The organism is Streptomyces sp. NPDC030820, assembly GCF_055572075.1.
This window is the reverse complement of record NZ_JBVIEB010000002.1, coordinates 324,451-350,027: the sequence shown is the minus strand read 5'-3', so window position 1 is coordinate 350,027 and position 25,577 is coordinate 324,451. Positions and strand designations below refer to the sequence as shown.

Below are 25,577 nucleotides of genomic sequence, written 5' to 3'. Positions count from 1 at the left end.
GTTCACCCGAACGACGAAAGCCCAGGTCAGGCGATACGTTCCAGCACCACCGGCGTCGCCTTGAAGTCCGTGCCCGGTGCCGCGATGTCGTAGGAGCCCTCCACCGCCTGGAGCGCGTACTCGAAGCGCTCGGGGGTGTCCGTGTGGAGGGTCAGCAGGGGCTGGCCCTCGGTCACCGTGTCGCCCGGCTTGGCGTGCATCTCGATGCCCGCGCCCGCCTGGACCGGGTCCTCCTTGCGCGCACGCCCCGCACCCAGGCGCCAGGCCGCGACGCCGATGCCGTAGGCGTCGAGGCGGGTCAGGACTCCGGAGGCCGGGGCCTTGATCACGTGCTGTTCCTTCGACGTGGGCAGCGCCGCGTCCGGGTCGCCGCCCTGGGCCGCGATCATGCGGCGCCAGACGTCCATCGCCGAGCCGTCGGCCAGGGCCTTCGCCGGGTCGGCGTCCTTCACCCCGGCCGCCTCCAGCATCTCGCGCGCCAGGGCCAGCGTCAGTTCGACCACGTCCGCCGGGCCGCCGCCCGCCAGGACCTCCACCGACTCGCGGACCTCCAGCGCGTTGCCGGCCGTCAGGCCCAGCGGGGTCGACATGTCCGTCAGGAGCGCGACCGTCTTCACGCCGTGGTCGGTGCCCAGGCCGACCATCGTGGTCGCCAGTTCGCGGGCGTCGTCCAGCGTCTTCATGAAGGCGCCGCTGCCCACCTTCACGTCCAGCACCAGCGAGCCCGTGCCCTCGGCGATCTTCTTCGACATGATCGAGGAAGCGATGAGCGGGATCGCCTCCACCGTTCCCGTCACGTCCCGCAGCGCGTACAGCTTCTTGTCCGCCGGGGCCAGGCCGTCGCCCGCCGCGCAGATCACCGCGCCGGTCCCCTCCAGCACGGACAGCATCTCCTCGTTCGAGAGCAGCGCGCGCCAACCCGGGATCGACTCCAGCTTGTCCAGGGTGCCGCCCGTGTGGCCCAGACCCCGGCCCGAGAGCTGCGGGACCGCGGCACCGCAGGCGGCGACGAGGGGGGCCAGCGGGAGCGTGATCTTGTCGCCGACGCCGCCCGTCGAGTGCTTGTCGGCCGTCGGGCGGGACAGGGCCGAGAAGTCCATGCGCTCGCCGGAGGCGATCATGGCGGCCGTCCAGCGGGCGATCTCGCGCCGGTTCATGCCGTTGAGCAGGATCGCCATGGCGAGCGAGGACATCTGCTCGTCGGCGACCTCGCCGCGGGTGTACGCGTCGATGACCCAGTCGATCTGCTCGTCGGTCAGCTCGCCGCGGTCCCGCTTGGTGCGGATCACGGAGATGGCGTCCATGGCCATGGCTGGTGGCTTCCTTCCGGGAGGTGCGAAGTGTGCGGCCCCCCTGCGAGCGGGGCAGGGGGGCCGTACGGGACTTACTTGGTGAGATGGTCCGGGCCGAAGGCCTGGGGCAGCATCTCGGACAGCGGGAGGACGCCCGCGGGGGTGTCCAGGAGGAGGTCCGGACCGCCGAACTCGTACAGCAGCTGGCGGCAGCGGCCGCAGGGGACCAGCAGGCCGCCGGTGCCGTCCACGCACGTGAAGTGCGTCAGGCGGCCGCCGCCCGTGCGCTGCAGGTCCGAGACCAGACCGCACTCGGCGCACAGGCCGATGCCGTAGGAGGCGTTCTCCACGTTGCAGCCGGTGACGGTGCGTCCGTCGTCGACCCGGGCCGCCACGCCGACCGGGAAGCCGGAGTAGGGGGCGTACGCGTGGGACATCGCCTCGCGCGCCACCTCCCGCAGCGCCTCCCAGTCGAACCCGGCGGCTTTCTGCGTCACTTGCCTTGACCCTTCCGGTAGCGCATGCCGTCCGCCTTCGGCATCCGCAGGCGCTGCGCCGACAGCGACAGCACCAGCAGGGTGACGACGTACGGCGTGGCGCCCACGAAGTCGCTCGGGACCTCGTCGGTGACCAGGTACCAGAGCAGGACCAGCGCCGCCACGATCAGGCTGATCGCGCCCTGCCACAGCGAAGTGCGGTACAGCTTCCAGCCTGCCAGGGCGACGAGCAGGATGACCAGCAGGAGCAGCAGCCCGTGGACGGTCGTACCGCCGTTGCGCAGCTGGAGGGCGTCGGAGTAGCCGAACAGGCCCGCGCCCATCGCGAGGCCGCCCGGACGCCAGTTGCCGAAGATCATCGCCGCGAGGCCGATGTAGCCGCGGCCACCGGTCTGGCCCTCCAGGTAGGTGTGCGAGGTGACCAGCGCCAGGAAGGCGCCGCCGAGGCCGGCGAGGCCGCCGGAGACGGCCACGGCCGCGTACTTGTACTTGTAGACGTTGACGCCGAGGGACTCGGCGGCGGTCGGGTTCTCACCGCAGGAGCGCAGCCGCAGACCGAACGGGGTGCGCCACAGCAGCCACCAGCTGCCGACGAACAGCACCGCGGCCAGGATCGTGATCACGGACAGGTTGGTGATCAGACCGCCGACGATGCCGGCGAGGTCGGAGACCAGGAACCAGTGGTGCTTCTCGATCGAGGCAAGGCCGTCGGCGAGGCCGGGCACGGTGACCTGCGGCAGCGAGTCCACCGGCGGCGACTGCTTGGGGTTGCCGCCCGCGTTGGCCGCGCTGCCGCCCGCGAAGAACAGCTTGGCGAGGTACTGGGTGGCGCCCAGCGCGAGCAGGTTGATCGCGACACCGGAGACGATGTGGTCGACGCCGAAGGTGACGGTGGCGACGGCGTGCAGCAGGCCGCCGAGGACGCCGAAGCCGATCCCGCACAGCAGGCCGAGCCAGGGGCTGGACTGCCAGCCGACCCAGCCGGCGCCGAAGGTGCCGAGGATCATCATGCCCTCGAGGCCGATGTTGACCACACCGGACCGCTCGGACCACAGACCGGCGAGACCGGCGAGGCCGATCGGCACGGCGAGGCCGAGCGCGGCGCCGACCTGCCCGGCGGAGTCGAGCTGGTTGGAGCCGGTGATCATGCGGACCGCGGCCAGGAGCAGCAGCGCACCCGCAACGAACAGGAGGATCTGGCCGAAGGAGCGGCCCGAGCGCTGCGGCGCGCCCGCCGCCTTGGGCGCCGCGGGCGGCGGCGTGTCGGTCATCGTGGCAGTCATCACGCCACCTCCTGCTTCTTCGTCGGGGCGGCGGGCGCGGCGGCGAGTTCGGCGCCGACCTTCTGCTGCTGGCGCTTGAGGCCGTAGCGGCGCACGACCTCGTAGGCGATCACGACGCACAGGACGATGACGCCCTGGATGACGCCGAGGATCTCCTTGTCGTAGCCCTGGAACTCCAGGTGGTTGGTGGTGCGCTCCAGGAAGCCCCAGAGCAGGGCGCCGAGCGCGATGCCGATCGGGTGGTTGCGGCCGAGCAGCGCGATGGCGATGCCGGTGAAGCCGATGCCGACCGGGAAGTCGTTGCTGAACGCGTGGGAGTCGTTGAGCAGGGTCGGCATGCCGATCAGACCGGCCACCGCACCCGAGATGATCATGCTGGTGGCGATCATCTTCTTCACGGACACACCGCTCGCGGAGGCCGCGCTCTCGGACTGGCCGACGGTGCGCAGGTCGAAGCCGAACCGGGTGCGGCCGAGGACGAACCAGTACGCGATGCCGACGGCGGCGGCGATGAAGATGAAGCCCCACAGCTGCCCGGCCGGGCCGGTGTTGATGCTGAAGAAGTACGAGGACGACGGCAGCGGCTTGGTGGAGACCACGGTGCCGCCCTGTTCCAGCTGGGCCAGTTTCCCGGGCTGCAGCAGGTAGGCGATGATCGCGGTGGCGATCGAGTTCAGCATGATGGTCGAGATGACCTCGCTGACGCCTCGCGTCACCTTGAGGATGCCCGCGATGGCCGCCCACAGCGCGCCGGTCGCCATGGCGCAGATGAGGATCAGCGGGATGGCGATCCAGCCGGGCACGGTCAGCGCCCCGCCGAGGACGGCGGCGAAGAACGCGGCGAGCCGGTACTGGCCGTCGACGCCGATGTTGAACAGGTTCATCCGGAAGCCGATGGCCACCGAGACGCCCGCGAGGTAGTACGTCGTCGCCTTGTTCAGGATGTAGACCTGGCTGTCGCTGGCGAAGCCGTAGGTCACCATGTCGCTGAACGCGGAGCCGGGGTTCTTGCCGGTCGCGAGGATCACCAGGGCGGTGACGACGAGGGCGGCGACGACCGCCAGCACCGGCGCGGCGAGGCCGAGGAGCAGCCGCTCCTTGTCGATCCGTGAGGTCAGCTTGTTCATCGCGCGTCGTCCTCTGTGTGCTCCAGGTGGCCGGTGGCCGCACCCGTCATGGCGGAGCCCAGCTCTTCGGGGGTGATGGTGGCGGGGTCGGCGTCGGCGACCAGGCGGCCGCGGTACATCACCCGCAGGGTGTCGGAGAGCCCGATCAGCTCGTCCAGGTCCGCGGAGATCAGCAGGACGGCCAGGCCCTCGCGCCGGGCCTCGCGGATGTAGTCCCAGATGGCCGCCTGGGCGCCGACGTCCACACCGCGGGTGGGGTGGGCGGCGATGAGCAGCTTGGGGTCGTGACTCATCTCGCGGCCGACGATCAGCTTCTGCTGGTTGCCGCCGGACAGCGAGGCCGCGGTCACGTCGATACCGGGGGTGCGGACGTCGTAGGCCTGGATGATCCGCTCGGTGTCGGCGCGGGCGGCCTTGATGTCGAGGAGCTGGCCGCGCGCGTTGGGCTTCTCGGTGACGTGGCCGAGGATGCGGTTCTCCCACAGCGGGGCTTCCAGCAGCAGGCCGTGGCGGTGGCGGTCCTCGGGGATGTAGCCGATGCCGGCCTCGCGGCGGTCGCGGGTGGGGGTGCGGGAGATGTCGGTGCCGTCGAGGGTGATCACGCCGGCGTCCGGGTGACGCATGCCCATGATCGCCTCGACCAGCTCGGACTGGCCGTTGCCCTCCACACCGGCGATGCCGAGGACCTCGCCCTTGTGGATGGTGAGGGAGATCTGGTCCAGGATGATCCGCTCGATGCCTTCCAGGTCGGTCTGCGCGAGGTGCAGCCCCTCCACCTTCAGCATGGGGACGTCCGTGACGGTGGACTCCGCGGTCTCCGGGGTGGGCAGCTCGGCGCCGACCATCAGCTCGGCGAGCTGCTTGGGGGTGGTGCCCTGCGGCGAGACCGTGCCGACGGTGGTGCCGCGCCGGATGACGGTGATCTCGTCGGCGACCGACAGCACCTCGCCCAGCTTGTGGGAGATGAAGATGACGGTGAGGCCCTCGGACTTCAGCTCGCGCAGGTTGTCGAAGAGCGCGTCGACCTCCTGCGGCACGAGCACGGCCGTCGGCTCGTCGAGGATCAGGGTCTTGGCGCCGCGGTAGAGGACCTTGAGGATCTCCACGCGCTGGCGGTCGGCGACGCCCAGCTCCTCCACCAGCACGTCCGGGCGGACGTTCAGGCCGTACGCGTCCGAGATCTCCTTGATCTTGGTGCGGGCCTTGTTGCCGATGCCGTACAGCTTCTCCGCGCCGAGGACGACGTTCTCCAGCACGGTGAGGTTGTCGGCGAGCATGAAGTGCTGGTGCACCATGCCGATGCCGCGGGCGATGGCGTCGCCGGGGTTGTGGAAGGTGACCTGTTCGCCATTGACCGTGATGGTGCCCTCGTCCGGCTGCTGCATGCCGTAGAGGATCTTCATCAGGGTGGACTTGCCGGCGCCGTTCTCACCGCACAGGGCGTGGACGGTGCCCGTGCGGACCGTGATGTCGATGTCGCGGTTGGCGACGACGCCGGGGAAACGCTTGGTGATGCCGCGCAGTTCGACGGCAGCGGGAGGGCTGGACGCGTTGATGGCGCACTCTCCTCGGGGAAAGGGGCTGCGTAGGGGAGGGCTTGGGCGTCGGCGACGCTAGCGCGGCAACTCCATGCTACACGCGTAGAGTTGACACATTGTTATGGCTCGGCGGGGGCTCCGAAGGGCGCCTCCGCCGAGCCTCAAGTCCCACGGTACGGCCGGACCGTCACATCGGCGGTCCGGCCGTACCGGACGGGTCACGGAGTGGTCTTGACCTTGATCTGGCCGGAGACGATCTTCTGCTTCGCGGCGTCCAGCTTGGGCTGGATGTCGTTGATGAAGCCACCGCTGGTGGCCAGCGAGACACCGTTCTTGGCGAGGGAGTAGGCGTTGAGGCCGGCCAGCGGCTTGCCGTCGTGCACGGACTTGATGAAGTCGTACACACCGACGTCGACGTTCTTGACCATGGAGGTCAGGATCGAGTTCTTGTACTTGGCCAGACCCGGGATGTTGTACTGGTCCGAGTCCACGCCGATGGCCCAGGCACCCTTGGTGCCGCTGACGGCCTCGATCGCGCCGTTGCCGGAGGAGCCGGCGGCCGAGTAGATCACGTCGGCGCCGTTGTCGAGCATGCCCTGCGCGGCCTCCTTGCCCTTGTCGGGGCTGGCGAAGCCGGAGAAGTCCGAGCCGTGGCTCAGGTACTGGGTGTCGACCTTGATCTTCGGGTTGGTGTCCTTGACGCCCTGGACGTAACCCGCCTCGAACTTCTTGATCAGCGGGACGTCGACACCGCCGATGAAGCCGACGTGGTCCTTCTTGGTCTTCAGTGCCGCGGCGACACCGGCCAGGTAGGAGCCCTGCTCCTCGGTGAACGTGATGCTGTCGACGTTGCTCGCGTTCACGACCGAGTCGACGATGCCGAAGCTGGTCTTCGGGTACTGCTTGGCGATCTTGGTCACGGCCGGCGCGTAGGAGAAACCGACGGCGACGATCGGGTTGTACCCCGCCTGCGCCAGGTCCGAGAGGCGCTGCTCGCGGTCGGCCTCGGTGTCGGAGGTCTTGGCGGTCAGCTCCTTGATGGAACCGCCGAACTCCTTCGCCGCCTTGTCGGCACCGCGCGCGGCGGAGTCGTTGAAGGAACGGTCACCACGGCCGCCGACGTCGTATGCGAGGCCGATCTTGATGCCGCCCTTGGCGCCGCCCGAGGACGAGGGGCTGGCGTTGTTGTCGGAGGACGTGCTGCCACACGCGGTGGCAGTCGCTGCGAGAGCTGCGGTCACGAGGCACGCAGCAGAAAGCTTGGCTACCCGGCGCACGGGAAGGCTCCTTCACCTGACCTGAGCGCCGTGTCGGCGCTTGATGTGAGCACCATGCCAGTGCTCGAGCCGAAACGCCCCGGCGGCGTCGGCTTCGCGGCATCGTAACGCGCGTAGATGTCGCAAAAAACCCTCTCGCGAAGCCGTTATCGATTCGAGGCAAACAGCGTCTGAACTCGGTCTCCCCGTCGTCTCATGGCGCTGTTGCGGAGCGTGTACGAATGGCTTACGGGTGTGTTGCGCCGGTCAGGGGAAACCGCCCGAGGCCCCGGGCGCCCGTCTCCAGGGCGCCCGGACGCCCCCTCGCAGACACCCCAAGAGCCCGTCTGGCAGACACCCGAAGAGCCCGTCTGGCAGACACGCCAGGAGCCCGTCTCCGGCCACCCCGGACACCCGCCAGACACCCCAGGCGCATCTTTGGTCACCCCAGACGCCTGTCTCCCAGATACCCCAGAGCGCCCGCATCCGGTCACCTCAGACACCTGGCTCCCAGAGACCCAGAGCCATTCTCCCGCCACCCAGGACACCTGGCTCCCAGACACTCCAGACGTCGTCTGCGGCCACCCCAGGCACCCCTCTCACAGAAAGGCCAGCCCCCATCTCCGACCACCCCGGGCACCCGCTTCCCAGACACCCCAGACGCCCATCTCCGACCACCCCGGACGCCCGCCTCCGAACCACCCTGGCGGCCTGTCTCGCAGACAACCCGGGTCCGCAGGCTCAGCCCTGTACGTCGTTCGGCTCCAGGAAGGCCGCTGCCGTGAACATCTCCACGCCGACCTTGATCGCGTGCTCGTCGGCGTCGAAGTCGCCCTGGTGGAGATCGCGCACGGTGCGCTCGCCGGGCTTGCGGACACCGAGCCGGGCCATGGCGCCCGGGACGTGCTCCAGGTACCAGGAGAAGTCCTCGCCGCCGAGGCTCTGCTCGGTGCTCTCGACGGAGTCCCGGCCGCGGCGCGCCGCCATCGCCCGGCGCAGCAGCTCGGTGGACTCCCGGTCGTTGACCACGGGCGGCACACCGCGCACATAGGTGATCTCGGACTTGGCGCGGTGCATGGTGGCGACCTCGTCGATGGCCGCGTGCACGAGGTCGGGGGCCTGCCGCCAGGCCTCCAGGTCCAGACAGCGCACGGTCCCGGACAGCTCGGCGTGCTGCGGGATCACGTTCGGGGCGTGCCCCGACTCGATCCGCCCCCAGGTCACCGCCAGCCCAGCCCGGGTGTCGACGCGGCGGGCGATCAGCGCGGGCACGTCGACGGCGACCCGGGCGGCGGCGGTGACGAGATCGGTGGTCAGATGCGGCCGGGCGGTGTGCCCGCCGGGCCCGTCCAGGGCGATCTCCAGCCGGTCGCACGCGCTCGTGATCGCGCCGTGCCGCAGCCCGATCTTCCCGGCGTCGACGCGGGGGTCGCAGTGCACGGCGAGGATCCGCTCGACCCCCTTCAGTGCCCCGTCCTCGATGGCGTCCAGCGCGCCGCCGGGCAGCACCTCCTCGGCGGGCTGGAAGAGCAGCCGCACCGGCCGGGGCAGCAGGCCCTTGGCGTGCAGGTCGGCGAGCACGAGCCCGGCACCGAGCACGACGGTCGTGTGCACATCGTGCCCGCACGCATGTGCCCGGTCGGGCACGGTCGACCGGTACGGGCAGTCGCTCTTGGTGTCCGGGATGGGCAGGCCGTCGATGTCCGCGCGCAGCGCCAGCAGCGGCAGGGCCGGCCGCTCACCCTCCGTCGTGCCGATGTCACAGACGAGTCCGGTTCCCTTGACGAGCACCCGGGGCCGAAGCCCCGCCTGCTCCAGCCGCTCCTTGATCGCGGCGGTCGTACGGAACTCCTGATTGCCCAGCTCAGGGTGCATGTGCAAGTCGCGGCGGAAGGCGACGAGTTCGGCGTACAGGGCTTCGCTCAGCACGCCGGGGAGCACATCCCCCGCGAGGCCGGCCTCGGACTCTAGGGACATCAATTGCTTCACCCTCTGAAGGGTAGGACGCCCGGCTGGTCGACTACCCCTCGATCAACAAAACTTCAGCCCGTTAGGGGAAGAAAATCTGACCGGCGGACGCATGGCGGCGGACACTGATGGGTAAAAACCTCTGTTTCTTCTTCCACGCATACCACGCCTCCCCGCACTCACGCGCGCCATGTCCACGAACCGGACCTCCTCCCGCGCCCCCGGCCGGTAGGGTCCGCACGCGTGACCGACGCGACCGAGAACCTCCGCACCGAAGCGACCGAGGCCTTCCTCCGGGCGACCCGGACCTCCTACGACGCGATCGCCAAGGACTACGCCGCCCAGTTCCCGGCCGGCGGCCGGCATCCCCTGGACCGCTCCCTGATCGCCGCTTTCGCCGAGCTGGTCACCGAGCACGGCACGGCCCCCGTGGCCGACCTGGGCAGCGGCCCCGGCCATGTCACCGCGCTTCTGGACGAGCTGGGCGTCCCGGCCTTCGGCGTCGACCTCTCCCCCGCCATGGTGGCCATGGCCCGCGACACCTACCCCCGACTGCGGTTCCACATCGGTTCCATGACGTCCCTGGACCTGCCGGACGCCACCCTGGGCGGCATCCTCGCCCTGTACTCGACGATCCACGTCCCCGACGCCCACCTGCCGGCGGCCTGCGCGGAGTTCCACCGCACCCTGCAGCCCGGCGGTCACGCCCTCCTCGCCTTCCAGACCGCCGGGGCGCCCGGCCATCTGCACCTCCCGGAGCGCTTCGGCCACCAGATCGACCTCGACTACTACTGGCGCACCCCCGAGCAGCTCACCACGGCACTGACGGAGGCCGGCCTGGAACTGGTGGCGACGGTGCGCCGGGAACCAGCCGACGAGGAGACCCTGCCGAGGGCATTCGTACTGGCCCGCAAACCCGCCGCCGGAGCCTGAGCCGATCCGGTGACAGAACCCGATTGGCAGATCTGTACCAGCCCCCTGCGGCAAATCCGCACGTCAGCCGACAGCCACACCGAGGCCCCCGTCCCCGTCCCGCCTCATGAAAGCCCGAGGCCAACGGGTGGCCTTTCGAACTGCTCCCGTCCCAACGGGAGTTCAGCCGACAGAAATGTCTGGACACGAAAGGGTGCCGTTTCATCATGACCGAGATGAGCGGCACACGCCGGCAGGGCGTGCGATCTGGCAAACGACTGATCCGGCACGGGATGCAGCAGCCCTGCCCGGGAACACCTCGCGGCAGGGCTGCGAATCATCAGCCCCTCGGCCCCATGGCCTAGGCCAGGCTAGTGACCGCCGTCAGGCGGTGTACGTCCCGGGCCGTGCCGGTGACGCCCGACAGGAAGCCCTGCGCTCGCGGCGACGCGTTCTCCGTGAGCCAGGCGGGGTCGATGTCGCACACCGCCACCCGCACGCCCGTGCCGGCCAGTGCCAGCGGCAGGGTGTGGACGACCGTCGACGGGAAGCTGAGGATCGTACGGCCGATCGGGCCCCGGCGGGCGATCAGCTCCAGGGGGAGGTCCGGGCGGACTATCTCCAGGCCGGTCTCGGCGGCCAGGCGGTGCAGCTTGTCCGTGCTTTCGCGGCGGTGGGCGAAGTAGCGGGTCGCGCCGTGGGCCTTGGCAAGGGTGCGGACGGCCTCCAGATAGCGGTCGCCGTCCACGACGCCCGTCTCCACCAAGGACGTCCCCACCATGTCCGCCCCCTTGGTGATGCGGGGCGGCCCGAAGCGGGCACGGGTCCAGGAGAAGTCGTTGGCCGTGACCGACACCCCGTCCGGGGTCTCCGTCACCGGCATCGAGGAGAAGACCTCGACCCTGCGGCGCGCGCTCGGTGTCAGCCGACGCCGGGCCGAGGAGGAGACAGGAGCGAAGAGCAGGTCCCTCGCCCCCGGGCGGCCGCCCTTGCGGTGCCAGCGGACCAGCCGCTCACCGCGGGCCAGCTGGGCGACGAACTCCATCGTCGCCGTGCCGTCGTCGACCACGACCAGGTCCTTCGCCCGCGTGATCGTCAGCAGCAACTGCACATACCGCGAGAACGGGTCGCCCATGACGATCCGGTCGGCCCTTCTCAGGGCCCCCGCCAGGCCGCCGATCGTCGAGAAGGGCGCGGTCGTGCCGCCCCGCGCCTCCTCCCAGCGCACCCGGTACCCCTCGTCCCGGGCCAGGTCCGCCATGCGGCGCAGCTGGCCCCGGGTCATGGGGTCGGTCGGGGACAGGACGACGACCGTGAGCTCCGCGCCGGTACGCGGCGGGTCGCCGGCCACCGTCCGCCGTACCTGCGCGGGCACGGACGGAAGCGGGTCCGTGCCCGGCAGCGGGTCCGGCCGCGCGCCGCGCAGGCCGTGCAGATGCGCCCACTCCAGCACGTTGAGCAGCTGGACCGGGCTCTCCACGAAGGCGAGCGTGCGGGGAGGGTGGCCGGCGTGACCGGCGCGGGGGCTCATCGGCGTACGACCGTCCCGTCGTAAGGGGATCAAAACACTCAGACCGTGACCGGCTCGCCCGCCGCCGCGGCGATCTCCGCCTCGGCGACGACACCGGCGACGCGGCGCAGCTTCTTCATCGGGCCGAGCTCGGAGTCGTAGACCTTCTTGACGCCGTCACCCAGGGAGGCCTCGATCACGCGGATGTCGCGGACCAGGCGCTCCAGGCCCTGCGGCTCCACCGACGCGGCCTGGTCGGAGCCCCACATGGCGCGGTCGAGGGTGATGTGACGCTCGACGAAGGTCGCCCCGAGCGCGACCGCGGCGAGAGTGGTCTGCAGGCCGGTCTCGTGGCCGGAGTAGCCGATCGGGACGTTCGGGTACTCCTTCTCCAGCGTGTTGATCACGCGGAGGTTGAGCTCGTCGGCCTTCGCGGGGTAGGTCGACGTGGCGTGGCACATCAGGATGTTGTCGCTGCCCAGGACCTCGACCGCGTGGCGGATCTGCTTCGGGGTCGACATGCCCGTGGAGAGGATGACCGTACGGCCGGTGCCGCGCAGGGCGCGCAGCAGCTCGTCGTCCGTCAGGGACGCGGAGGCCACCTTGTGGGCCGGGACGTCGAACTTCTCCAGGAAGGCGACGGCCTCGGTGTCCCACGGGGAGGCGAACCAGTCGATCCCCTTCTCCTTGCAGTACTCGTCGATCTGGCGGTACTCGTCCTCACCGAACTCCACGCGGTGGCGGTAGTCGATGTAGGTCATCCGGCCCCAGGGGGTGTCGCGCTCGATGTCCCACTGGTCGCGCGGGGTGCAGATCTCCGGGGTGCGCTTCTGGAACTTGACCGCGTCGCAGCCGGCCTCGGCGGCCACGTCGATCAGCTTGAAGGCGTTCTCCAGCTCACCGTTGTGGTTGATGCCGATCTCACCGCAGATGTAGACGGGACGGCCGGGGCCGACCTCGCGGGAACCGAACGTACGCAGACGGGAGTTGGTGCTCATCAGGGGATGTCCTTACTTGGGGAGGGAATCGAGAGAGGGGCCGAGGATCCAGCTGGCGATCTCTCGGATGGCGCCGTCACCGCCGGGGAGGGTGGTGACCGCGCGTGCGGCGCCGCGTACGACGTCGTGGGCGCTCGCGACCGCCACGGGCCAGCCGACGAGGGCGAAGCACGGCAGGTCGTTGACGTCGTTGCCGACGTAGAGCACGCGCTCCGGCGCGATGCCCTGCTCCTCGCACCACTGCTTCAGCGCGAGGTCCTTGCGGTCGATGCCGTGCAGCACGGGAAGCTTCAGCTTCCGGGCGCGGGCGGCGACCACAGGGTTCTGTTCCGTGGACAGGATCAGCATCTTCAGGCCGCTCCTGCGGAGGGCCGCGATGCCGAGTCCGTCGCCGCGGTGCACGGAGACGAACTCCCGTCCTTCGGAGTCGATCAGCACCCGGTCGTCGGTCTGGGTGCCGTCGAAGTCCAGTACGACCGCGTCGATGTCGTCGGCGGTCGGCAGCGAACCGGGGCGGTCCGCGTCGAACAGCGGGGCCAGCGCGCGGGCGCGGGCCAGGTCGTGCGGGTCGTCGATCTCCAGCACGCGCGCGGGGTCGGTGCGGACGAGTTCCGTACGGCCGAAGAAGCGGTGCTGGTGCTTGCGGAAGCCGTCCGCGTCCATCGCGTAGGCGGCACCGGTCTCCAGGAAGTCCTGCGGGCGGTCCTGGCGGCGCGGCCGGTGGGACTTGTCGTGGTTGACGCCATGGCCTCCGGCGGTCGGCGCGGGAACGGCGGGGCTGCCGCCCGCCGCCGCGCCGTTGGCCGACGGCTCGCCGGGCGCGGCGAGTTCGTCGACCGCGTCGCGCCAGACGAACCCATGGAACGGCGCGACCGTCAGCGCGGTGTCCGCGCCGCCTTCGATCACCGCCGACGCAACCCCGTCGACGTCCTCGCGGGCGATGAAGGGGCTGGTGCACTGCACGAGCAGGACCACGTCGACGGCCGCGCCGTGCAGCGCCTCATGGGCGTCCATGGCGTGCAGGACCGCGGCCTCGGAGGTCGCCGTGTCCCCGGCGATGGCGGCCGGGCGCAGCACGACCTCGGCGCCGGCCTCCCGGGCGGCGGCGGCGATGGCCTGGTCGTCGGTGGAGACGACGACGTCGGTCACCAGGCGGGCCGCCCGGCACTCGCGCACCGCGCGCGCCACCAGGGGGACCCCGCCGACGGGGGCGAGGTTCTTCGCGGGCACGCCCTTGGAGCCGCCGCGGGCGGGGATCACCGCGAGCACCCGGCGCACCGTCGCGCCTTGGCCCGCTTCCGGGTTCGACATGGGGTCCACTCCTTGGAAAGAGGTCACAGCTCCCCCATCCGGCGGATCACCGGAGCGACCCGCTGCACGCCGTGGCGGTAGGCGCCACGCGCGGCGCGGCGCACGATCTGGCGGACCGGTCCGGGCTCCTTGTCGGCGGCGGGCGCGCCGGGCAGCGGGACGCCGTCGGGGCCGAGGTGGTGCCGGGCGAGGATGCCGGGCAGATAGCCGGGCGCGGTCTCGGGGGTGTAGTAGGGGTTCAGGGGCGGCAGGCCGCCGGGGCGGTCGAGCAGCTTGGCGATGCGCTCGCGGGCGGTGTCGAAGGCCGTGGCGTACGAACCGTCGGCCGCGACGCCCTGCCGGGCCACCCACTCCGCGTCCGGCGCCGGCCGGTGCCCGGCGTCGAGCTGGTCCCAGGAGGCGAGGCACCCGGAGCCGGTGAAGTGGTGGTTGCCGAGCACCTCGCGCACGCCCAGGTCGGTCAGGACGACCGTGGGGATACGGCGGTGCAGGGCCTCCAGGGCGGCCGTGGAGCTGACCGTGACCAGCAGGTCGGTGCGGTCCAGCACCTCGCCCATGTGGCCGTACACCAGGCGGAAGTTGGCGGGCAGGTCCGTGCCCTGCGCCAGCTTCTGGTACGGCAGCTCCTCGATGTGGGTGGTGTGTTCGCCCGGCTTGGAGCGCAGCTTCAGCAGCACCTCGCGCTCGGGGTGCCTGCGGGCGTGCTCGATCAGCCGGTTCAGCAGGTACGTACGGTCCTTGCGGCTGTCCGGGACGGACGGCTGGGCCGCGAACACCACGGTGTAGGGCTCGTGTTCACCGGTGTACGGCGCTCCGCCGAGGAAGGGCAGCGCGACCTCGGTGACCGAGGAGGCGTCGGCGCCCACGCCCTCGTACACGGCGCGGAACCGGTCCGCGTCGTGGCGGGAGTTGGCGAGGACGAGGTCGGCGCCGTGCCGCAGCAGCAGGCCGTCGGCGAGCTTCTCGTAGACGACACCGACATAGCCGGTGACGACCACGGGGCGCTTGCCGGCGCCCGCCCAGGTGGCGCGCAGTCCGTGCAGCATGGCCTGGACGCCGCCGCCGACGAGCGCGAGGATGAGCACGTCGTACTGGTCTTCGACGGCTGCACCCATCGCACGCAGGAACTCGACGCCGGTGACCTCGCGCAGGGAGTCCGCCCGGACGCCGACCTCCTGCAGCTGGCGGGCTGTCGGGGTGGCGCGCCCCCGCAGGAGGTAGCCGTCGAGCCGGATCTCGGCATCCGTGGGGGCGAGGCGCTGCGCGGTGAGCGCGCCCCACTTCCACCGGGTGTCGGAATCGGCGAGGACGGCGACCCGCAGGGACTTCGTAGCACTTGCTGGCACGCCGAAGACGCTAGGAAGCCATTCCGAGGTTCCGCCCAACCCGAATGCAACAAACGGTTAACAGCACATCGCCGAATGGCGAATCGGGCCGCTGAAGCACGGGAAAACAGCCCGGTTCACGGCTTCGCCACATGCCGTTCACCCAGCATCAAGCAGGCGGTCAAGACGAATGACGGGCTTCGTCCTAACGTTCAAGCCGTGGTCAAGCTCTCCGTCATCGTGCCGTTCTACAACGTGCAGCAATACGCACCCGACACGCTCAGGAGCCTGAAGGCGAACGCGCGTGAGGACTTCGAATTCATTCTCGTCGACGACTGTTCGCGCGACGGGACACCAGAGATTCTCGCGCGCGCGGAGCGCGAGCTGCCCGGAGCGGTCTACGTCCGGCACGAGCAGAACGGAGGGCTGGCGACCGCCCGCAACACCGGTATCGACCGGGCGCGCGGCGAGTACCTCACCTTCCTGGACGGCGACGACTGGCTCGCCCCCGGCTACTTCCCGCAGCTGGTCGCGGCCATGGAGGAGCTCGGCTGCGACTTCATCCGCACCGACCATGTGCAGTGCACCGCTCGCTCGCGCACGGTGAACCGGGTGCCGGTCGGCCGGCGGAACGTGGTGATGGACCCGCGGGAGGCGATCCTGCCCGCCGACCGGTCCACGTCCGTCGACTACGCGTACGCGTGGGCGGGCGTCTACCACCGCCGGCTGGTGGACAAGGGGCTGCTGCACTTCACCGACGGACTGCGCACGGCCGAGGACCGGCCGTGGATCTGGAAGCTGCACCGGGAGGCGGAATCCTTCGCCGCGGTGAGCATGCTCGGCGTGTTCTACCGACGCGGAGTGGCCTCCTCGCTCACCCAGATCGGCGATGTGCGGCAGCTCGATTTCATTCGCGCGTTCGATCAGGTCATCGCGGAAACCGCCGAGGACCGGGACGCCGATCAGCTGCTGCCGAAGGCCGTCCGCACCTATTGCGCCATCATTTCCCATCATCTGGGATCCATCGAAAGGTTCGAGCCCGCGGTGGCGAAGAAACTGAAATCCATGAGTGCCGCAGCCCTGCGCCGCATGCCGCAGGACGTGCTGGACGAGGCGCTGGACTCCATGGACCTCCAGCGCGCCACCAAGCTGCGCCGGCTGCGCCGCCGTCCCGCCTCCGCGGGGGCCGCCGCGTGACCACCCAGATCTTCCAGGCGTCGACGCTGTACGGCACGGCCACGCTGGCCGCCGCCCTGGACTCCGGCTGCTTCCGCCCGGCCGACCGGCGGATCCTGCTGGTCTGCAACAACGCGGCCACGCCCGAGACCACGCCCGCGCTGGACGAGGCACCCGGTTTCGAGAAGCTGCGCGACCGCTTCGACGAGGTGATCTCGTACAACGAGACCATCTTCCCGTTCCACCCGGGCGGCTGGGCGCCCCGCACGGACGACATGCCGCTGTGGGAACGCTTCCTGCGGCACGAGTGGCGGCTGGGCGACGAGGACGTGGAGCTGGCCGTCGAGTCGATCCAGGTCAACCCGTCGCTGGCGCTCGCGCAGATCTTCAACGGTGCGCCGGTGACGGTCTACGCCGACGGTCTGATGAGCTACGGCCCCACCCGCAACAAGATCGACCCGCTGGTCGGCACCCGCGTGGACCGGGTGCTCCACCTGGACCTGGTGCCGGGCCTGAAGCCGCTGCTGCTGACCGAGTTCGGCGTGCCCGGCGAGGTGCTGCAGACGGCCGCCTTCACGAAGGTTCTGGCCGAACTCGCGCCTTCCGGTGCCGAGTTGCCGGAGATCGAGGAGCCCGCGCTGCTGCTCGGCCAGTATCTGTCGGCGCTGGACATCCTCACGGCCGAGCAGGAGGAGAACCTGCATGTGCGGATGCTGAAGGGCGCGGTCGCGCTCGGGCACACCAAGGTGGTGTTCAAGCCGCATCCGTCCGCCCCGGCCCGCTTCACCCGCCTGCTGGAGCAGGAGGCGGAGCGGCTGAAGGTCGAGCTGACCGTGCTCGACACCCCGGTCCTCGCCGAGGTGCTGTACCAGCGGATGCGTCCCGCGCTGGTCGTCGGCTGCTTCTCCACCGCCCTGCTCACGGCGCAGGCCCTGTACGGCCTGCCGGTCGCCCGGATCGGCACCGAGGTGCTGCTGGAGCAGCTGACGCCGTACGAGAACAGCAACCGCGTCCCGGTGACCATCGTCGACGCGCTGCTGCCCGCCCTCGGCGACGGCGCCGCGGTGACCGAGCAGCGCACCGGCATGGCCGTGGAGGCGCTCGGCGCGCTGATCCGCGCGGTGGGCTTCGCGATGCAGCCGAAGATCTACCCGAGCCTGCGCCCGGAGGCCGAGGCCTGGCTGGCGCGGAACCTGAACCAGCGCACCATGCGCTACTTCAAGCGCCGGCGCTTGTCCTCACTGGCCCTGCCCGGCGGGGTGCCCGCCCAGCTGGCGTTCATCCCGCGCAACCCGACGGTCCGCCGGATGGCGAAGAAGGCGCGCAGTCTGCGCAATTCGGTGCGCCGCTGACACCTCCGGGTGAACGTTCACCGACCAGTTGACGAACAGTGTGCCGAACGGCCCGGTAGTGGGTGTGAGGCGCCGAGACCCTGGCAAGGCGCCCCACACCATGGCTGCTTCATCCCCCACCCTCACCGCCGTTCCTCCCACCCCCGGAACGGCCCCCGCCCCCAGGCCCCGGAGCCGGTTGCTCGCCCTGGACGGTCTGCGGCTCGTCGCCGCGCTGATGGTCTGCCTCTACCACTACACCGGCCGCGGCGGCACGGTCTCCGCGTCCTGGCACGGGAGTCCGGGCCACCTCTTCCCGGCCCTGTCCCGGGCCGCCGTGTACGGCAATTTCGGCGTGCAATTCTTCTTCGTCATCAGCGGTTTCGTGATCTGCATGAGCAGTTGGGGCCGCACCCTCGGTGACTTCTTCCGCTCCCGGGTCGCCCGTCTGTACCCCGCGTACTGGGTGGCTCTGGCCCTGGTCACGGGGGCATCGCTGGCCCTGCCCGTCGTCGTCCACCCGGTCCGGCTCGACGAGTTCCTGGTGAACCTGACGATGCTGCAGCAGCCGATGGGGGCGACCCGGGTGCTGGGCGTGTGCTGGACGCTCTGGGTCGAGGTGCGTTTCTACGTGCTGTTCGCGCTGCTCGTCGTCCTGCGCGGGGTTACCTACCGCCGGGTGGTGCTGTTCGCGTGCGTGTGGACCGTGGCGGCCGTCCTGTGCCACTCGTCCGGCAACGAGCTGCTGAACCAGGTCGTCATGCCCGAATACGCCCCGTTCTTCATAGGCGGTCTGGCGCTGTACCTGATACACCGCTTCGGCAGTGACCCACTCGCGTGGGGCATCGTCGCGATGTCCTGGCTGCTCGCCCAGAGCGAGGCCACCCGCGGCCTGTGGGGTCCGCACCCGCACCGCGACCCCTACGTCGTCGTCCTGATCGTCACCGTCGCCTTCGCGGCCGTCGCCGCCGTGGCGGTGGGCTGGACGCGCTGGGCCTCCTGGTCCTGGCTGGTCACGGCGGGCGCGCTGACATACCCGTTCTACCTGGTCCACGAGCACCTCGGCTGGTTCGTCATACGGGTGCTGCGCCGGGGGCTCGGCCTGCCCGCGTGGCCGACGCTCGCGGTGACCGTGCTCGGCATGCTGGTGCTGGCGTGGCTGATCCACCGGTTCGTGGAGAGGCCGTTCGGCCCGCGGCTGAAGCGGGCGCTGAAGGAGCGGAAGTTGGGCAGCCGTTCACCTGGTCTTGGGTTTTGAACGGGGCCATCGGGCAGGCACCGTAAAGCCCCTTGCCGCACAGGCCCCCCACAGGGATCCCACAGACGCCGTACCGAGGGAGTGCCCACCCCGCATGGCCACCATCCAGGAAACGACGCAACAGCCCCGCCGTCTCGACGACGTCCCCGGCTGGTTCCCGGTGCTCGACCAGTTGCTCTTCGACTGGTTCCTGAACCGGCAGGAAACCGCGCAGATGCGGGGTGATCTGCTGGAAGTCGGGGTCTACATGGGCAAGAGCGCGATCTTCATCGGCCGGCACCAGCAGCCGGGCGAGCGGTACACCGTGTGCGACCTCTTCGAGGGCGACGCCCCGGACGACGCCAACCAGGCCGAGTCCACGAAGTCGTACAGCGCACTGACCCGGGGCGTCTTCGAGGACAACTACCTCTCCTTCCACGACGAGCTCCCCCGTGTGCTGCAGGGCCCCAGCTCGGTCGTGCCCGGCGAGGTCGAACCGGGCTCCTGCCGGTTCGTGCACATCGACGCCTCCCACCTGTACGAGCACGTGCACGGCGACATAGGCGCCGCCCGCGATCTGCTGCTCCCGGACGGGATCGTCGTCCTGGACGACTTCCGCTCCGAGCACACCCCCGGAGTCTCCATCGCCACCTGGGAGGCCGTGCTCAACCGCGGCCTGCGCCCCATCTGCCTGAGCACCCAGAAGCTGTACGGCACCTGGGGCGATCCGGAGCCGGTCCAGGAGGAGCTGCTGGCCATGGTGCGGGAGCGGTCCGACTGCCGGCTGAGCGTCCAGGAGGCCGCCGGGCACCGGATCGTCCGGCTGAAGTCCAAGGGCATGCGGGCGCCGGAGTTCCCGGCCTCCAAGCACGCGAAGGCGGCGGAGCCGCAGCCGCAGCCGCTTCCGCGGGAGACCCCGGCACCGACATCGGCGCCGGCTCCCGCACCGGCACCGGCGCCTGTCCGGCTCGCGCCCCGTCGCGGCGCGAGCCGGGTCCGCCGGGTCGCCGTCGACCTGCTGCCGCCGGTGGTCACGCGGGCGATCCGCAAAGCCCGCGCCGCCCGGGGGTAACGGCTCAGCCGATCCGGTACCGCGCCTCGATGCCCGCGATCACGAGCGCCAGCCCCTCCTCGAACTGCTCGTCGTAACCGTCGAAGAGCAGCTTCCCGGCTTCGGCGGCGAGCGGGTACTCGGCCAGGCGCCGGGCCCGTTCCTCGACGTCGTACCCCTCCCGGCGCTCGCCCGGGAGGGGCTGCACGCCCTGCTCCTCGATGACGAAACCGATGGTGTACGCGTGGGCCGTACGGCCCGCGTGGACGGCCTGGACGAGGGTGAAGCCGGCCTCCGTCAGCAGCCGCAGGTTCGCCTCCTGCGCGGGAGCGTGCTCCGTACCCGTGAAGCGTGAGCCGCTGAACACCCGGGCGCCGTCGCGGTAGCCGAGCAGGGCGGCCCGCAGTCCGCGGTTCGCCTTCAGCAGCCGCTCCTGCCAGGTGTCGGCGGGATCGAGGGCGGTGCCGGCGACCATCCGCCGGTACATCTCCGTCGCCATCTCGTCCAGCAGCGCCTGCTTGTCCTTGAAGTGCCAGTACAGCGCGGGCGCCTTGACGTCCAGTTCCTTCGCGATGGCGCGCAGGGTCAGGCCCTCCAGGCCGACCTCGTTCAGCAGCCGCAGCGCGGTGTCGGCGACGCGTCGGCGGTCCAGGGGGGCACGTTTCTCGGGGCTCACACTTGACAGCTTAACAGCGTTAAGGGCACTCTCGTGGGCGACGGCACTTAACGACGTTAAGGAGATTTGCGATGGATGTTCTGATCGTGGGCGCAGGTCCGACCGGCCTGACGCTCGGCATCGACCTGGCCCGCCGGGGCGTGGAGGCACTGGTCGTCGAGCGGGCCGAGGGACTGTTCCCCGGCTCGCGCGGCAAGGGTCTCCAGCCGCGCACCCTGGAGGTCTTCGACGACCTGGGCGCAGTGGACGCGATCCGTGCGGCGGGCGGCCCCTACCCGACGCGGGTGACCTGGAAGGACGGCGAGCGGGTCGGCGAGCGGCCGATGTTCGAGCGGATCGAGGCGGACGAGGGCACGCCGTACGCCGAGCCGTGGATGGTCGCGCAGTGGCGCACGCAGGAGATCCTGTACGCGCGCCTGCTGGAGCTGGGCGGCCGGGTGGACTTCGGACGCGAGGTGACCGGCCTGGAACAGGACGCCGAGAGCGTGACCGTGCGGTTCGCCGACGGTACGACCGCCCGCGCGGGGTACGTCGTCGCGGCCGACGGCGGGCGCTCGGTGGTCCGGCGCGCGGTGGGCGTGGGCATGGCCGGGGAGACGGTCGACCCGGCACCGTTCCTGGTGGCGGACGTACGGCTGACGGGCCTGGACCGGGACCACTGGCACACCTTCCCGGGGTCCGAGGGAAGCGGGGTCATGCTGTGCCCGCTCGCCGGCACGGAAGACTTCCAGCTGCAGGCACGCCTTCCGGAGGGCGCGGAACCCGACCTGACCTTCGACGGCATCCGCAAGCTGGTCGCCGCGTACACCCACCTGGACACCGAGGACGTCACCGAACTGCGCTGGTCCTCCGACTTCCACCCCCGCGCCGCCCTCGCGGACCGCTTCCGGGTGGGCCGGGTGTTCCTCGCGGGCGACGCCGCCCACGTCCACTCCCCGGCCGGCGGCCAGGGCCTGAACACCAGCGTCCAGGACGCCTACAACCTGGGCTGGAAGCTGGGCGCGGTGCTGCGGGCCGGGGCGCCGGATGCCCTTCTCGACACCTATGAGGAGGAGCGCCGGGCGAACGCGGCGGCCATGCTGGACCTGTCGACGGGGGTGCACCGCGGCGAGGTACGACGCGGCAGGGCGACGGTGCAACTGGGGCTGGGCTACCGGGAGTCGTCCCTGAGCGTGGAGACGCGGGACGAGCCGACCGGCGTCCGGGCGGGCGACCGCGCGCCGGACGGCACGGTGTCCGGCGCCCGCCTCTTCGACGCGTTCCGGGGCCCGCACTGGACGCTGCTGGGCGCGCAGGCCCCGGTCACCGGCGTGCGGGCGTTCCCGACGGCGCCGGAGTCGTACGGCCCGGGCGTCTTCCTCGTCCGCCCGGACGGCTACGTGGGCTGGGCGGGCGGGACGACGGCGGGCCTGGACGCGTACGCGGCACGGACGGGAGCCTTCGCGGCGGGGTGAGGGTGCCGGGGCGGCCCGCGCCTGCCCGACGCAACTGCCGAGGCCTGGCTGACAGGCCTCGGCTTCAACCGGCCCGCCCCGGCGGCCCTTTTCGCTCGACGATCCCGCCTCCTCGGCGCCCACCACGGAGTCGCCCACGCGGCCCGGCGGAACCCCGCCCTGCCGCCGGCGACCCTGGTACGCCTGCTCCTCGACGAGCACACCGCCGAGGAGGCCGCCGGCAACCCGGCGATCCCGGCACCGGTCATGGACCGCATGATCGAACGGGCCACGACCACCCACTGACGGTTGACGACTCAGGCGCTGGCCAGCGTCAGCTTCACCGCGAACCCGAGGAACAGCGCGCCCGCCATCGAAGTGGCCGTCGCCGACAGCCGCTTGCGGCGCCGGAACGCGGCGGCGAGACGCGTGCCGCTGAATATCAGCGCGCTGAGATAGAGGAAGCTGGCCAGCTGCGCGAACCCGCCGAGGACGACGAAGGACAGGGCCGGGTAGGCGTAGTTCGGGTCGACGAACTGCACGAAGAAGGCGACGAAGAACAGGATCGCCTTGGGATTGAACAGACTGATGACGAGCGCCCGCCGGAACGGGCGCTCATCTCCGGTGCCGGACGGGGCCTCCTCCGCCACGGCTTTCTCTCTCCGCGTCCGCCACATCTGCCAGGCGGCCCGCAGCATCCCGATCGCCAGCCAGGTCAGATATCCGGCACCGGCGTACTTCACGATCCCGAAGAGCAGGGCGTTGGCCTTGAGCAGGGAGGCGACTCCGGCGGCGGACAGGGTCATCAGCGCGGTGTCCCCGCACCACACACCGGCGGCTGCGGTGTATCCGGCCCGCACGCCGCGCCGGGCGGCCACGGAGAGGACGTACAGGGAATTGGGCCCGGGCAGCAGGACGATCAGGACGAGTCCTGCCAGATAGGTGGGAAGATCGATGACGCCGAACATGGAAAGGAGTGTCGCACGGGGGTACGACAGTCCGGTCCGGGGTGGGTCAGAACACCTCCGACGGCTCGTAGGCCCCCCAAACCCCCCGCAGGGCGTTGCACACCTCTCCCACGGTCGCCCGCCCCCGCAGCGCCTCTTTCATCGGGTACAGGACGTTGTCCTCCCCCTCCGCCGCCTTCCGCAACGCGTCCAGTGCCGTGTCCACCGCTCGCTGATCCCGCTCGGCCCGGAGCTTCTCCAGGCGTTCCGCCTGGCGGGCCTCGATGGCCGGGTCCACCCGGAGGGGCTGGTACGGCTCCTCCTCGTCCAGCTGGAAGCGGTTCACGCCCACGACCACCCGCTCCCCGGAGTCGGTCTCCTGGGCGATCCGGTACGCGTTCTTCTCGATCTCGGCCTTCTGGAAGCCCTGCTCGATCGCGGCGACCGCACCGCCCAGGTCCTCGACCCGCCGCATCAGATCGACGGCCGCCTCCTCGACCTGGTCCGTCATCCGCTCCATCGCGTACGACCCCGCGAACGGATCAACCGTCGCCGTCACGTCCGTCTCGTGCGCCAGTACCTGCTGCGTCCGCAGGGCCAGCCGCGCGCTCTTGTCCGTCGGCAGGGCGATCGCCTCGTCGAACGAGTTGGTGTGCAGGGACTGGGTGCCGCCCAGCACGGCGGCCAGGGCCTGTACGGCGACCCGGACCAGGTTCACCTCCGGCTGCTGGGCCGTCAGCTGGACGCCCGCCGTCTGGGTGTGGAAGCGGAGCATCAGGGACTTCGGATTCCGGGCGCCGAACTCCTCCCGCATCACCCTGGCCCAGATCCTGCGCGCCGCACGGAACTTGGCCACCTCCTCCAGCAGCGTCGTACGGGCCACGAAGAAGAAGGACAGGCGGGGCGCGAAGTCGTCCACGGACATGCCCGCCGCCACCGCCGTACGGACGTACTCGATACCGTCCGCCAGGGTGAAGGCGATCTCCTGGACGGGCGATGCCCCCGCCTCGGCCATGTGGTAGCCGGAGATCGAGATCGTGTTCCACTTCGGGATCTCGGCGGTGCAGTACTTGAAGATGTCCGCCGTCAGGCGCAGGGAGGGCTTCGGCGGGAAGATGTACGTCCCCCGCGCGATGTACTCCTTCAGCACGTCGTTCTGGATCGTGCCCGTCAGCCGGTCGGCGCGCGCCCCCTGCTCCTCCGCCACCAGCTGGTAGAGGAGCAGCAGGAGGGCGGCCGGGGCGTTGATCGTCATCGAGGTCGACACCTGGTCGAGCGGGATGCCGTCGAACAGCAGCCGCATGTCCTCGATCGAGTCGATCGCCACGCCCACCTTGCCGACCTCGCCGTGCGCGAGGGGCGCGTCGGAGTCGTGGCCCATCTGGGTGGGCAGGTCGAAGGCGACCGACAGGCCCGTGGTGCCGTGGGCGATCAGCTGCCGGTAGCGGGCGTTGGATTCGGCGGCCGTGCCGAAGCCGGCGTACTGGCGCATGGTCCAGGGGCGCCCGGTGTACATGGTCGGGTAGACCCCGCGGGTGAAGGGGTACATGCCCGGTTCGCCCAGTTTCCCGGCCGGGTTCCAGCCCTGTAGGTCCTGCGGCCCGTAGACCGGCTCGATGGGCAGTCCCGACTCCGACTCACGCGTCATGGATGCCTCCGGGGTGCGTTCTGTCACCCCTCACCATGCCCCGTCGTTCGGCCGCGGTCACGCTGGGAAGCATCTTCGGCATGAGGATCTCGGGAAGACCCGCCGCCCTGCTCGCCTCGGCCGCCGCCCTCGCCGCCCTGTGCGGCTGCACCGTCCACCCCACGGACGCCGACGGCAAGGCCCGGTCACCGGTGCACGTCCCGACCGGGGGACGGACTTCGGGACGGACCCCGGGAAGTGGTCGGGCGCATCCCACCCGGACGGAGCAGCCGGCCGCGCCCGCTGCCCGGGTGCTGTACGCGCGCGGCGACAGCGGGGCGGGCGTTCGGGAGCTGCAGGCCCGGCTGCGCCAGCTGGACTGGCTGTTCGACGGGCCGACGGGGTCGTACGACGATCTGACCGAGCGGGCCGTGCGGGGCTTCCAGGGCAAGCGCGGGCTGCCGCAGACCGGGCGGACGGACACCGTCACCTGGCAGCGGCTGGTGCGGATGACCCACACGCCCGGCACATGGGAGCTGTTCCTGATGGGCGGTCAGCCGGCCGGCGCGCCCGACCCGCGCTGTATGACCGGACGCGTGCTGTGCATCGACAAGACGACACGGACGCTGCGCTGGATGGTCGACGGGCGGACGCTGTCGACGACGGCGGTGCGGTTCGGGGCGCAGTACACGCCGACCCGGGAGGGTGTCTTCCACGTCTACTGGAAGGCGCGGGACTGGGTGTCGACGCTCTACCACTCGCCGATGCCGTACGCGATGTTCTTCAGCGGCGGCCAGGCCGTGCACTACTCGTACGACTTCGCGGCGCGCGGGTACGCGGGAGCTTCGCACGGATGCGTGAACGTCCGGGACGAGGCCGCGATCCGGGAGCTGTTCGCTCAGGTGCGGGTGGGCGACAAGGTCGTCGTCCACTGGTGACGAGGGATTGCGGGGCGGGGGGGGGGGGGGGGGGGGGGGGGCCCCCCCCCCCCGGCGGACAACAAAGGGGGGCAGGGGGGACACCCACCCCCCCTACCACACAACAAACCCCCCTCTCCCCCCACCACCCGCACCCGGCCTCCC

At 70.8% G+C, this 25,577-nt stretch carries 21 protein-coding genes; 7 read left to right on the top strand and 14 right to left on the bottom strand.

Annotation, left to right across the window (positions count from 1 at the left end; all coding sequences use genetic code 11):
* Positions 1 to 26: 26 nt before the first annotated feature.
* The 7 genes from ACZ418_RS06175 to ACZ418_RS06145 all read right to left on the bottom strand — a co-directional run bounded on the left by ACZ418_RS06175 (position 27) and on the right by ACZ418_RS06145 (position 8,970).
* Entirely contained in the window at positions 27 to 1,310 is a 1,284-nt protein-coding gene (locus tag ACZ418_RS06175; RefSeq protein WP_468357654.1) for a thymidine phosphorylase, read from the bottom strand.
* Between the two features lie 74 nt (positions 1,311 to 1,384).
* Positions 1,385 to 1,789: a cytidine deaminase gene (locus tag ACZ418_RS06170; protein WP_468357651.1), complete on the bottom strand. Its 405-nt coding sequence runs from the start codon at positions 1,787 to 1,789 to the stop codon at positions 1,385 to 1,387.
* Positions 1,786 to 3,072 (bottom strand): ABC transporter permease, encoded by a 1,287-nt coding sequence (locus ACZ418_RS06165; RefSeq protein WP_468357648.1) that lies wholly within the window; start codon positions 3,070 to 3,072, stop codon positions 1,786 to 1,788. The genes ACZ418_RS06170 and ACZ418_RS06165 overlap by 4 nt, the downstream gene beginning before the upstream one ends.
* On the bottom strand, positions 3,072 to 4,199 hold the full coding sequence (locus ACZ418_RS06160; RefSeq protein ID WP_468357645.1) for an ABC transporter permease: 1,128 nt from the start codon (positions 4,197 to 4,199) through the stop codon (positions 3,072 to 3,074). The genes ACZ418_RS06165 and ACZ418_RS06160 overlap by 1 nt, the downstream gene beginning before the upstream one ends.
* Entirely contained in the window at positions 4,196 to 5,755 is a 1,560-nt protein-coding gene (locus ACZ418_RS06155) for an ABC transporter ATP-binding protein (protein ID WP_468358886.1), read from the bottom strand. The genes ACZ418_RS06160 and ACZ418_RS06155 overlap by 4 nt, the downstream gene beginning before the upstream one ends.
* A 200-nt stretch (positions 5,756 to 5,955) precedes the next feature.
* Complete coding sequence (locus ACZ418_RS06150; protein ID WP_468357642.1) at positions 5,956 to 7,014, bottom strand: BMP family lipoprotein; 1,059 nt, start codon at positions 7,012 to 7,014, stop codon at positions 5,956 to 5,958.
* Positions 7,015 to 7,734: 720 nt separating this feature from the next.
* Positions 7,735 to 8,970, bottom strand: coding sequence for an amidohydrolase (locus ACZ418_RS06145; RefSeq protein ID WP_468357639.1), 1,236 nt, complete (start codon positions 8,968 to 8,970; stop codon positions 7,735 to 7,737).
* A 234-nt stretch (positions 8,971 to 9,204) separates the two neighbouring features.
* On the opposite strand from ACZ418_RS06145, the gene ACZ418_RS06140 reads away from it, so the two are divergent.
* Positions 9,205 to 9,894, top strand: a complete 690-nt coding sequence (locus ACZ418_RS06140) for a class I SAM-dependent methyltransferase (RefSeq protein WP_468357636.1) — start codon at positions 9,205 to 9,207, stop codon at positions 9,892 to 9,894.
* A gap of 340 nt (positions 9,895 to 10,234) precedes the next feature.
* On the opposite strand, the gene ACZ418_RS06135 is transcribed toward ACZ418_RS06140, so the two are convergent.
* Genes ACZ418_RS06135 through ACZ418_RS06120 form a run of 4 tightly spaced genes read right to left on the bottom strand, consistent with a single transcriptional unit; the run spans position 10,235 to position 15,038 of the window.
* Positions 10,235 to 11,404, bottom strand: a complete 1,170-nt coding sequence (locus ACZ418_RS06135) for a hypothetical protein (RefSeq protein ID WP_468357633.1) — start codon at positions 11,402 to 11,404, stop codon at positions 10,235 to 10,237.
* A gap of 38 nt (positions 11,405 to 11,442) precedes the next feature.
* Positions 11,443 to 12,381, bottom strand: a complete 939-nt coding sequence (locus tag ACZ418_RS06130; protein ID WP_468357630.1) for an N-acetylneuraminate synthase family protein — start codon at positions 12,379 to 12,381, stop codon at positions 11,443 to 11,445.
* A 12-nt stretch (positions 12,382 to 12,393) separates the two neighbouring features.
* The gene (locus tag ACZ418_RS06125) at positions 12,394 to 13,692 is read right to left on the bottom strand and encodes a cytidylyltransferase domain-containing protein (RefSeq protein WP_468357627.1); all 1,299 of its coding nucleotides are present in this window, start codon (positions 13,690 to 13,692) and stop codon (positions 12,394 to 12,396) included.
* Between the two features lie 23 nt (positions 13,693 to 13,715).
* A complete protein-coding gene (locus ACZ418_RS06120; protein ID WP_468357624.1) occupies positions 13,716 to 15,038 on the bottom strand; it encodes a DUF6716 putative glycosyltransferase in 1,323 nt (440 codons plus the stop codon).
* Positions 15,039 to 15,236: 198 nt separating this feature from the next.
* Here ACZ418_RS06120 and ACZ418_RS06115 point away from each other — a divergent pair, with 198 nt between their 5' ends.
* The 4 genes from ACZ418_RS06115 to ACZ418_RS06100 all read left to right on the top strand — a co-directional run bounded on the left by ACZ418_RS06115 (position 15,237) and on the right by ACZ418_RS06100 (position 19,833).
* Complete coding sequence (locus ACZ418_RS06115) at positions 15,237 to 16,214, top strand: glycosyltransferase family 2 protein (protein WP_468358883.1); 978 nt, start codon at positions 15,237 to 15,239, stop codon at positions 16,212 to 16,214.
* Positions 16,211 to 17,545 (top strand): alpha-2,8-polysialyltransferase family protein, encoded by a 1,335-nt coding sequence (locus tag ACZ418_RS06110; RefSeq protein ID WP_468357621.1) that lies wholly within the window; start codon positions 16,211 to 16,213, stop codon positions 17,543 to 17,545. The genes ACZ418_RS06115 and ACZ418_RS06110 overlap by 4 nt, the downstream gene beginning before the upstream one ends.
* A 100-nt stretch (positions 17,546 to 17,645) precedes the next feature.
* Entirely contained in the window at positions 17,646 to 18,782 is a 1,137-nt protein-coding gene (locus ACZ418_RS06105; protein ID WP_468357618.1) for an acyltransferase family protein, read from the top strand.
* Positions 18,783 to 18,876: 94 nt separating this feature from the next.
* Positions 18,877 to 19,833: a class I SAM-dependent methyltransferase gene (locus tag ACZ418_RS06100; protein ID WP_468357615.1), complete on the top strand. Its 957-nt coding sequence runs from the start codon at positions 18,877 to 18,879 to the stop codon at positions 19,831 to 19,833.
* Between the two features lie 4 nt (positions 19,834 to 19,837).
* Here ACZ418_RS06100 and ACZ418_RS06095 read toward each other — a convergent pair whose 3' ends face one another.
* A complete protein-coding gene (locus ACZ418_RS06095; protein ID WP_468357612.1) occupies positions 19,838 to 20,488 on the bottom strand; it encodes a TetR/AcrR family transcriptional regulator C-terminal domain-containing protein in 651 nt (216 codons plus the stop codon).
* 71 nt (positions 20,489 to 20,559) lie between these two features.
* Here ACZ418_RS06095 and ACZ418_RS06090 point away from each other — a divergent pair, with 71 nt between their 5' ends.
* On the top strand, positions 20,560 to 21,942 hold the full coding sequence (locus tag ACZ418_RS06090; protein ID WP_468357609.1) for an FAD-dependent monooxygenase: 1,383 nt from the start codon (positions 20,560 to 20,562) through the stop codon (positions 21,940 to 21,942).
* 296 nt (positions 21,943 to 22,238) lie between these two features.
* Here ACZ418_RS06090 and leuE read toward each other — a convergent pair whose 3' ends face one another.
* Together leuE and ACZ418_RS06080 are read right to left on the bottom strand one after the other, a co-directional pair.
* On the bottom strand, positions 22,239 to 22,889 hold the full coding sequence (leuE, locus tag ACZ418_RS06085; RefSeq protein WP_468357606.1) for a leucine efflux protein LeuE: 651 nt from the start codon (positions 22,887 to 22,889) through the stop codon (positions 22,239 to 22,241).
* 46 nt (positions 22,890 to 22,935) lie between these two features.
* On the bottom strand, positions 22,936 to 24,516 hold the full coding sequence (locus ACZ418_RS06080; protein ID WP_468357603.1) for an acyl-CoA mutase large subunit family protein: 1,581 nt from the start codon (positions 24,514 to 24,516) through the stop codon (positions 22,936 to 22,938).
* Positions 24,517 to 24,596: 80 nt separating this feature from the next.
* Here ACZ418_RS06080 and ACZ418_RS06075 point away from each other — a divergent pair, with 80 nt between their 5' ends.
* Positions 24,597 to 25,433 (top strand): L,D-transpeptidase family protein, encoded by an 837-nt coding sequence (locus ACZ418_RS06075; protein WP_468357600.1) that lies wholly within the window; start codon positions 24,597 to 24,599, stop codon positions 25,431 to 25,433.
* Positions 25,434 to 25,577: the final 144 nt, after the last annotated feature.

Excerpts from the sequence above, each read along its gene's own strand:
- ACZ418_RS06175 (WP_468357654.1), bottom strand. The coding sequence starts at position 1,310 with ATGGCCATGGACGCCATCTCCGTGATCCGCACCAAGCGGGACCGCGGC.
- ACZ418_RS06165 (WP_468357648.1), bottom strand. The coding sequence starts at position 3,072 with ATGACTGCCACGATGACCGACACGCCGCCGCCCGCGGCGCCCAAGGCG.
- ACZ418_RS06160 (WP_468357645.1), bottom strand. The coding sequence starts at position 4,199 with ATGAACAAGCTGACCTCACGGATCGACAAGGAGCGGCTGCTCCTCGGC.
- ACZ418_RS06145 (WP_468357639.1), bottom strand. The coding sequence starts at position 8,970 with ATGTCCCTAGAGTCCGAGGCCGGCCTCGCGGGGGATGTGCTCCCCGGC.
- ACZ418_RS06135 (WP_468357633.1), bottom strand. The coding sequence starts at position 11,404 with ATGAGCCCCCGCGCCGGTCACGCCGGCCACCCTCCCCGCACGCTCGCC.
- ACZ418_RS06130 (WP_468357630.1), bottom strand. The coding sequence starts at position 12,381 with ATGAGCACCAACTCCCGTCTGCGTACGTTCGGTTCCCGCGAGGTCGGC.
- ACZ418_RS06125 (WP_468357627.1), bottom strand. The coding sequence starts at position 13,692 with ATGTCGAACCCGGAAGCGGGCCAAGGCGCGACGGTGCGCCGGGTGCTC.
- ACZ418_RS06105 (WP_468357618.1), top strand. The coding sequence starts at position 17,646 with ATGGCTGCTTCATCCCCCACCCTCACCGCCGTTCCTCCCACCCCCGGA.
- ACZ418_RS06100 (WP_468357615.1), top strand. The coding sequence starts at position 18,877 with ATGGCCACCATCCAGGAAACGACGCAACAGCCCCGCCGTCTCGACGAC.
- ACZ418_RS06090 (WP_468357609.1), top strand. The coding sequence starts at position 20,560 with ATGGATGTTCTGATCGTGGGCGCAGGTCCGACCGGCCTGACGCTCGGC.
- leuE (WP_468357606.1), bottom strand. The coding sequence starts at position 22,889 with ATGTTCGGCGTCATCGATCTTCCCACCTATCTGGCAGGACTCGTCCTG.
- ACZ418_RS06080 (WP_468357603.1), bottom strand. The coding sequence starts at position 24,516 with ATGACGCGTGAGTCGGAGTCGGGACTGCCCATCGAGCCGGTCTACGGG.
- ACZ418_RS06075 (WP_468357600.1), top strand. The coding sequence starts at position 24,597 with ATGAGGATCTCGGGAAGACCCGCCGCCCTGCTCGCCTCGGCCGCCGCC.